Source organism: Planococcus sp. CAU13 (assembly GCF_000775575.1).
Classification (GTDB): domain Bacteria; phylum Bacillota; class Bacilli; order Bacillales_A; family Planococcaceae; genus Planococcus.
The window spans coordinates 1-7,700 of the sequence record NZ_JRGN01000094.1 but is presented as its reverse complement, the minus strand read 5'-3'; the positions used below and the strand labels follow the sequence as shown (position 1 = coordinate 7,700).

9 protein-coding genes are annotated in these 7,700 nt (G+C 45.4%); 7 read left to right on the top strand and 2 right to left on the bottom strand.

The annotated features are described in order from the left end of the window. Positions 1–233: 233 nt before the first annotated feature. Positions 234–842 carry a CPBP family intramembrane glutamic endopeptidase gene (locus tag KW93_RS04145; RefSeq protein WP_033541711.1) on the bottom strand — a complete coding sequence of 203 codons (609 nt, stop codon included), beginning with the start codon at positions 840–842 and terminating at the stop codon, positions 234–236. A gap of 187 nt (positions 843–1,029) precedes the next feature. On the opposite strand from KW93_RS04145, the gene KW93_RS04140 reads away from it, so the two are divergent. From KW93_RS04140 to KW93_RS04120, 5 genes are all read left to right on the top strand, one after another. Continuing rightward, positions 1,030–1,218: a hypothetical protein gene (locus tag KW93_RS04140; protein WP_033541710.1), complete on the top strand. Its 189-nt coding sequence runs from the start codon at positions 1,030–1,032 to the stop codon at positions 1,216–1,218. Between the two features lie 29 nt (positions 1,219–1,247). Then, the gene (locus tag KW93_RS04135) at positions 1,248–2,183 is read left to right on the top strand and encodes an AAA family ATPase (protein ID WP_033541709.1); all 936 of its coding nucleotides are present in this window, start codon (positions 1,248–1,250) and stop codon (positions 2,181–2,183) included. A gap of 1 nt (position 2,184) precedes the next feature. Then, positions 2,185–3,339 carry a DUF58 domain-containing protein gene (locus KW93_RS04130; protein ID WP_033541708.1) on the top strand — a complete coding sequence of 385 codons (1,155 nt, stop codon included), beginning with the start codon at positions 2,185–2,187 and terminating at the stop codon, positions 3,337–3,339. Next, positions 3,336–4,550: a DUF4129 domain-containing protein gene (locus KW93_RS04125; protein ID WP_033541707.1), complete on the top strand. Its 1,215-nt coding sequence runs from the start codon at positions 3,336–3,338 to the stop codon at positions 4,548–4,550. The genes KW93_RS04130 and KW93_RS04125 overlap by 4 nt, the downstream gene beginning before the upstream one ends. A 171-nt stretch (positions 4,551–4,721) precedes the next feature. Continuing rightward, a complete protein-coding gene (locus tag KW93_RS04120) occupies positions 4,722–5,609 on the top strand; it encodes an NAD(P)-dependent oxidoreductase (protein ID WP_033541706.1) in 888 nt (295 codons plus the stop codon). A gap of 17 nt (positions 5,610–5,626) precedes the next feature. Here KW93_RS04120 and KW93_RS04115 read toward each other — a convergent pair whose 3' ends face one another. Next, the gene (locus KW93_RS04115) at positions 5,627–6,088 is read right to left on the bottom strand and encodes a YkyB family protein (RefSeq protein ID WP_033541705.1); all 462 of its coding nucleotides are present in this window, start codon (positions 6,086–6,088) and stop codon (positions 5,627–5,629) included. A gap of 169 nt (positions 6,089–6,257) precedes the next feature. On the opposite strand from KW93_RS04115, the gene fadH reads away from it, so the two are divergent. After that, positions 6,258–7,025, top strand: a complete 768-nt coding sequence (fadH, locus tag KW93_RS04110; RefSeq protein ID WP_033541704.1) for a 2,4-dienoyl-CoA reductase — start codon at positions 6,258–6,260, stop codon at positions 7,023–7,025. Positions 7,026–7,126: 101 nt separating this feature from the next. Beyond that, the gene (gene cbpB / locus KW93_RS04105; RefSeq protein ID WP_033541703.1) at positions 7,127–7,576 is read left to right on the top strand and encodes a cyclic-di-AMP-binding protein CbpB; all 450 of its coding nucleotides are present in this window, start codon (positions 7,127–7,129) and stop codon (positions 7,574–7,576) included. The last annotated feature ends 124 nt before the right edge of the window (positions 7,577–7,700 follow it).

Genomic DNA, 7,700 nt, shown 5'->3' with positions numbered 1-7,700 from the left:
GTACTTTCTTCAGTTTCTGCACTTTCTTCTGAAGTTGCTGTATCATTTTGCTGCTGTTCAGTTTCGATCCCTGTTTCCTGTTCCGTGCTTTCAGATGCTTCATCTGTCCCGCAGGCGGCCAGCGCACTGCTGACTGCTAAAATGGATGCGGCCAAAAATAATTTTTTACTCATAAAAATTCACTCCCTTTATAAAGTAGACGCATGAGATGGAAAAGTGTTTCATTATTAATTTTAAAAAGGAAAAATAATGAATATGAACAGAATCAGCAGCAGATGGGCCACAATGAGCAGGGGTATGCTCCGTTTCTTTTCATAAAGATACCCTAAGATCATCCCCACAGTGATGCCGGCAAAAATTCCCGGCCAAAAGCCAGCCAGCCAAAGAGTAAGGCCGAATAATACGGAGCCGATTCCGATGGCAAGTGGAACAGGCAAATATTGTTTCAGCTGCTGCTGAACAAAACCTCTCCAGAATAATTCCTCTCCGGGCACTACAATAAACATTAATAACAAAAAATGCCAGACTGAAGCCGGAGTGAAAACGGACAGAAATTCAGCTGTCGGCCTGACAGCTCCGACTTCGAACAGTCGAAGCAGGTGATATCCTGCAAACAGTATGAAATACATGGCTGCCGCTGCCGTGAGCCCATAGGCCAGTGACTGCCAGGTGCGGAGCTCATCTTTGATCTCACTGAACATGATTGCGGCAGACATAAGGATCAATATAGCAAAAGTATACATATACCAGAAAATGGCCAGATCCCTGAAGGCCAGGTTATACAGCCCATAAGCAATGGGCAGCATATAAATAAGTTTGTGTTTCGTTAAGAAACCAAGCATAAAGATATCCTCCTATAGTTAAAAGAGACAGACTTTACCGATTATTTAAAAATTTGGTAATGTTGTTGCGGCAGGCTTACGGTATAATGGAAAGAAGAGACTATGCAATTAAAATGCAAACTCTGTTTCCGATATGTATTATAACAGACTTATGCCGCTGAAAAATATACAAAAGGAGAATTAAGAAATGACAGATTACAACGAATTGTTAGACCGTTTAAAATCCGGTGAAATCCAGTCCCTCACCGTTGAAAAAGAAGATTTTCTGGACTTCCGATCAGTCCTGATACAACGGGAGGACTTCAAGCATTTCAGGGGAGAAGCCTTTCATCACGGAACAACCATATACAAGTACACAGAGCAGCCGAGTAAATAATTTTTGACAAATACAAAGGGGTGTAATGAATGGGCAATTTGACAGAAGTAAAAGAACATTTGAATGAATTGGTGGTTGGACGCGAAAAGGAAATCGACTTTATGCTGATTGCATTGATTCAGCAAGGGCATGTCCTGCTTGAAAGTGTGCCGGGTTCCGGCAAGACATGGATGGCCAAAGCGTTTGCCGGTACATTCAATGGCCTGTTCCGCAGGCTGCAGTTCACACCCGATGTGCTGCCATCCGATGTAACGGGAATCCGTTTCTTCAATCCACAGAGCCAGGACTTTGAATTGCGTCCTGGAGCAGTGATGACGAATATTTTGTTGGCTGATGAGATCAACCGGGCAACGCCGAGAACCCAGTCGAGTCTGCTTGAATCGATGGAAGAAAAACAGGCGACGATTGACGGCGAAACACTGCAGCTTCCGGAACCGTTCATGGTCATTGCCACTCAGAACCCGGTTGAATCACAGCAGGGAACATTTCCATTGCCTGCAGCCCAGTTGGACCGTTTCCTGTTCCGACTGGAAATCGGCTACCCGGATTATGATGAAGAAATGAGCATCCTGAAAAATTTCAGAGGGAATGTATCACATAAGAAAGAAATCCGGAGCATTGTATCCATAGATGACGTTGGGGCGTGGTCAAAGGCTGCAGCGCAGGTATCGGTCCATGAAGACATCGAACGGTATATCCTCAATCTTGCGCGCGCGACACGTGAGCATCCGGCAATCGAACTCGGACTCAGTTCCCGTGCCGCTCTCGCTCTCGTCCACGCGGCGCAGGGCAAAGCATATTTGGACGGCCGTAATTTTGTCACGCCGGATGATGTCAAATACATACTCGAGCCCGTCGCTGTCCACCGACTTCTTCTGACAGTCGAAGGAATGCTCGTCCACGAACCTGAAAAGCTGCTGCGGGAAATTTCCGCATCTGTTGAATCTCCGGTCGAGGCCTACTGAAATGGAATGGGTCCGGCATGATTACGGAATGAAAAACATGAGATGGGCTTTTGCTTTCCTGTTCGGGATTTTTGTGTCATTTTTCGCCCTGCTGCAATTTACCGCAGCTGCATTGATTGCTTTCATTATGGTGGTCATTGTGCTTCAATTGCTTTATTTCCAAAAGATCGGAAACAAACTGCACTTTGAAAATATAAAAAGCAGGAAACGGGTGTTAAACGGGGGAGACTCGGAATGGGAAATGACCTTTGATAATAAAGGGCTGTCGATCTGGGGTGGAAACCTGAAAGTATGGTTTATCGATACGGTGCTTCCTGCAGGCAAAGAAGCAGGCAATTTTACGGAACTCGTTGAAATCGATATTCCTTTTACAGTTGGCTATAAGGAAAAAATCGCATTGAAAATCCCGCTTACCGGCAACAGAAGAGGCTTGTCGCGCATCAAAAAAATGGAGTTGTCGGTTCCGCATCCGTTCGGCGCCGGCCTCCTGGTGCTTGAATACGCTCCGATGATTCTGCAGGAACAGCTTGTTTACCCGAAGCTGCGCAAATTCCAGTTTCGGTATGCGCCGTCCAAGCAAAAGCCGGGGCAGTTCAATTTGCGCCATTCACTTTTTGAAGACCCGTTCCAGCCTATTGGCACACGGGACTATGTGTCGACCGATCAATTCAATCAGATCCACTGGAAAGCAAGCGCCCGTATGCAGACCTACCAGACGAAGGTATTTAACCATGTGGCCAATGAAGCCATGTTCTTTGTGCTGAATGTCGCTGACCGGTATTCGTCGATTTCGAATCTGGAGGAAAGAATCGAAGAGCTCGCTTCCTATATTGAAAACTGTTTCGCAGAAGGTGTTCCGTACGCGCTGGCGATCAATGTCCGTTCAGCCGGAAAGACACCTTATCTCTACTTGCCTGCCGGTGAAGGGAAAAAGCAAAGACAGAATGCTCTCGAACTTATTTCAATAGTCTCGAAGAACAACTCGACGATGCCATTCAAATCGATGCTTGCCCATTTGGATCTTCATGTGGAGCTGCCGTACACAACTTATCTGATGACAGATGATATGGAAAGCATCAATAACTTCATTCCGAAATGGAGCAGAAAAACGGAATTGAAAATTTTAGGCAATGCGGAAGGGCGGGTGACGGCATGACATCAAGAATTTCGTCTGCTTCATCTTATGTCCTTGACGCTTTTCTGATTGCGTTTGTACTCCTGTTTTTAGAAGGCGGGAGTTCAATTCCTCTCGCTTTGATCTGGATGTTTTCAGCGTTTTTGACGGCAATTACTGCTGTACTGATCAGCTGGAGAAAGCCTTATAAACCAGCGCCCGTAATGATTGTTGGGGCTGTAATCATGCTGGCTGCAGCGGCTGTCGGCGTGGATATCGGCATCGTGCTGGTATTGACGATCCTTTCTGTATACAGGCTGCATGCGAGATTTTCAGAGATTAAAGACAGCAGCAGCGGAGAAGGAGCTTTCCTCACTATTTATCTGTTGATGATGACATTTGCATTGATTATTACGCTCGTCAATCGGGACACTGATCCGCATAATCTGATTTGGGGCCTGTCGATGGCTGCCATCATTTTCTATACGGTATCACGTCTGCAGTTTCAGTATATGCTGGCCAGACAAGATGGTGCGAAGCTGAAACACGCAGTTGCCGCTGGAGCGGGTATTACATTGTTGTCCGGCGGAGCTGCGGCAATCGTCTATCTGCTGGCAGATGAAGCACGATACCTTGCCGGTGAAGCTCTTGGAATGCTGATTGCTGTAGTCTTATGGCCTTTTGCAGGCATATTCAATTGGGGTCTGGGATTTCTTGTCTCGAAAAAAACGGACCCTGTAGAGGGTTTGGGTAATGCTGGATCGGGAACAACTGAAGCAGCGTTGTTTCCAGCATCTGAACCATTGGAATTCAATTACCTGATCGGCACCGCTATCGTCGTTGTGCTCCTGCTGATTGCAGGGATTATTTTGATCCGAAAAATAAGAGCGGATACAACGCAAGAGAAGAAAGAAGCACCTGTTGCAGAAATCAGCCGCTTTACGTCAGTCGATGAAAAGGTTGAAGAAGGAGTCATGGAATCAGGCCAAAATTACAGTTTTGTCGATATCCACGAGCTCCGTTTAGCTTACAGGGATTTCGAGTCGCAGGCAGCCCATTCAGAACTTGGCCGAATGCCTCATGAAACTGTAAGGGAATGGGCAGGGCGAATCGGACTTCCATTTTCAGGTGCATTTTTCAGAACTTACGATAAAGTGAGATACAGCGATGGCCAAATAGCTGGAAGTGAAGCAGCTCCTTTTCTTCAGGAATTGACAACAGCAAAAGAAATTTTTTTTAGAAAAGATGTTTAATCCGTTTTGCAAGCGGGCATACTAATAAAGAACACAGCAACATTCTCATTTCCCCCTTTTGTGGTCGGTCCTGAAACATGGATCGGCTTCTTTTTTTGTCTATTTTTAAAACAGTGAATATACAGAAGATTTTTGCTACACTTATGTTAAGCATGAAAAAGGGGGATACATATGAAAGTCGGTTTTATTGGTACAGGCGTAATGGGCAACAGTCTCGTGAAGCATTTGCTTGATGCGGGACATGAAGTTTCTGTTTATACGAGGACCGCTGCAAAAGCGGATAATTTGCTTGAAGCAGGGGCCAGCTGGAAGGAGTCTCCCAAATTGCTTGCGGCGGATGCGGAAGTCATCTTTACGATGGTCGGATACCCAAAGGACGTGGAAGAAATCTATTTTGGCGATGAAGGGCTCATCAGCAATGCAAAAGCGGGCACAGTCCTGGTCGACTTAACAACGTCCAAACCGGAACTTGCCCGTGCCATTTCTGAAGCAGCCATGCAAAACGGCTTGAGTGCTTTGGATGCACCCGTGTCCGGTGGAGACGTCGGAGCCAGAAACGCTTTATTGTCCATAATGGTCGGCGGGGAAGAAAGCACGTTCAAACAAGTGCAGCCTCTACTGGACCTGTTCGGCGGAAACATCGTTTATCAGGGCCCGGCTGGTTCTGGCCAGCACACAAAAATGTGCAATCAGATTGTCATCGCATCCAATATGATGGGAGTATGCGAATCGCTGATCTATGCTTTAAAAGCAGGGCTGAATCCGGAATCGGTTCTAATATCCATATCATCCGGGGCAGCAGGTTCCTGGTCGTTGTCGAATTTGGCTCCAAAAATGATTTCCCGCAATTTTGAACCGGGCTTCTATATAAAGCATTTCATCAAAGATATGCGGATCGCTGCGGAAGAAGCGGAAGGGATGGGACTGGAACTTCCGGCTCTTCGGTTATCGCTCCGGCTCTTTGAAAGCCTGGCGGAAAGAGGCTATCAGGACAAGGGAACACAGGCGCTGATCGCGGAGTATGAAGAAAATAATATGAAAAAGCCAGGGACTGTTTAATCCCCGGCTCTCATGATTTAATCAAAATATGATTTTTTAGGCGAATAAAATCTGTTCATTTCCCGCGGTTCGTAGGATTTGGCAGTCTTTAAAACGGCGGTTTCCTTTTGTACAGGCTGCAGACCGGTCAATTCGCTTAAAATTTCTTTCGCAGACCGGAGATTCATCCGGCTTGCAGGATTACGGTAGGTATCATCCAGGTGTCCCAGATGTTCGAGGTTCTCAAAATCTTCCTTCTTAGGAAGCATGTGGAAAAAATAATCTCCGCACTTTACTAGGACAGAAGATTGCTGTTGACTTTTTTGGGGGTTTTTACTGAAGTGAAGCCCAATTTTCTGAGCGCGGTCCTGGAGAATCATTTTATTTAAAGCTTCTTTTTTCAAAGCATATAAATACTGATTGTCTGAAGCGGTCTTTGCATGTCTGTTGACGGTAAAGATTGCCTGGGCAATTTCAGAATCCGTTCTGGTGTTCGGCATAAGTTCATTCCTTTCCAAATATCTTTTTATTGAATAAAACATCTTCATTATATCAAAATTTTCTTGCAATGTGTAGGGTGGATATGCCAGTTATCACTGCTTTCCAAGAAAAAGGAAGCAGCTTGTAAATATAAAAAGGAATCCAAGAAAGACAAGGGAGGAAATATTAATGTTTCAAGGCCAAACAATGATCATAACTGGTGGATCCAGTGGTATGGGGTATCATATGGCGGAAAAATTTGCGTCAGAAGGAGCAAATGTCATCATCACGGGACGAGATATGGAGAAATTGAATGAAGCGGTTAAAAATATGGCGAACACGAAAGGCAATGTCGAAGTGTTTCAGATGGATGTGCGGGAACCGGAACATGCAAAAGCAATGGTGAAATTCGCCCACGAAAAGTTCGGGCGCATTGACGGGCTTGTCAATAACGCCGCCGGCAACTTCATTGTCCATGCGGAAAAATTATCGCCGAACGGCTGGAAATCTGTGGTCGACATTGTGTTGAATGGGACATTCTTCTGTTCACATGCAGTCGGCAATTATTGGATCGAAAATGAAACAAAAGGAAACATTTTGAACATGCTTGCTACATATGCCTGGAATGCCGGCGCTGGAGTCGCCCATTCGGCAGCGGCAAAAGCGGGCGTCATGTCGCTGACGCGGACCCTTGCCGTAGAATGGGGAACACAGTTCGGCATCCGTGTAAACGGCATTGCGCCGGGGCCGATTGAACGGACTGGCGGCGCCGACAAATTATGGGAGTCGGAAAAAGCGGCGAAACGCACACTTGAGTCGATTCCGCTTGGCCGCCTTGGTAAACCGGAGGAAGTCGCCGAGCTTGCAGCCTTCATCATGTCGGATAAGGCTTCTTATATGAACGGGGAAATCGTTACACTGGACGGTGGACAATGGCTGAATAAATTTCCTTTTTGAGTAAATGATGCTTTCTTTTGAATAGTTTCAAATTTGGTGATGTGTTATGATGAAGTCGGAGTGATTAGCATCAGTTTTTTGATGCAAAAGGAGTAGAGTGCATGATTTCATTACCAAGCAAAGACTTTCTTGAAACTCAAATAGAAGATTACATTATTTCATCTGAAAAAGTAGCGCACGTGCAACTCGGCAACAGCGCGGAACACGCATTGCTTGTTCTTACGAAGACCGGATATTCAGCAATTCCTGTATTGGACATGAAATACCGTTTCCAGGGATTGATCAATACGCAGCGCATCACTGAGTCCATTTTGGGCCTCGACCACATTGAATATGAAAAATTGCCGGAAATTAAAGTCCAGGAAATTATGCAGACCGATATTCCATTGATCAATATAAATGAACGTTTTCAGCGGGCACTTGATCTTCTCATTAATCAGAACTTCCTTTGTGTTGTTGATGAAGACGGAATGTTTATGGGAATACTCACTAGACGGGTTATATTGAAGCAATTGAAAAAACAGATTTACCAAATCAGAAATAATCACTGAAAGAAAGGCCTCAAAGAAAGAGGCCTTTTTTAATGGTTAAGAAAGTAAAGCATTTATAGGCAGAAAGCTTTTTGAAAGAAGTGTTTCTCTGTCAAGACTCCGGCGACCCAGCTCTTCGGGTCAT

Bases quoted from the DNA above. Each gene is read 5' to 3' on its own strand.
- cbpB (WP_033541703.1), top strand. From the start codon at position 7,127: ATGATTTCATTACCAAGCAAAGACTTTCTTGAAACTCAAATAGAAGAT.
- KW93_RS04135 (WP_033541709.1), top strand. From the start codon at position 1,248: ATGGGCAATTTGACAGAAGTAAAAGAACATTTGAATGAATTGGTGGTT.
- KW93_RS04140 (WP_033541710.1), top strand. From the start codon at position 1,030: ATGACAGATTACAACGAATTGTTAGACCGTTTAAAATCCGGTGAAATC.
- KW93_RS04125 (WP_033541707.1), top strand. From the start codon at position 3,336: ATGACATCAAGAATTTCGTCTGCTTCATCTTATGTCCTTGACGCTTTT.
- KW93_RS04130 (WP_033541708.1), top strand. From the start codon at position 2,185: ATGGAATGGGTCCGGCATGATTACGGAATGAAAAACATGAGATGGGCT.
- fadH (WP_033541704.1), top strand. From the start codon at position 6,258: ATGTTTCAAGGCCAAACAATGATCATAACTGGTGGATCCAGTGGTATG.
- KW93_RS04115 (WP_033541705.1), bottom strand. From the start codon at position 6,088: ATGCCGAACACCAGAACGGATTCTGAAATTGCCCAGGCAATCTTTACC.
- KW93_RS04120 (WP_033541706.1), top strand. From the start codon at position 4,722: ATGAAAGTCGGTTTTATTGGTACAGGCGTAATGGGCAACAGTCTCGTG.
- KW93_RS04145 (WP_033541711.1), bottom strand. From the start codon at position 842: ATGCTTGGTTTCTTAACGAAACACAAACTTATTTATATGCTGCCCATT.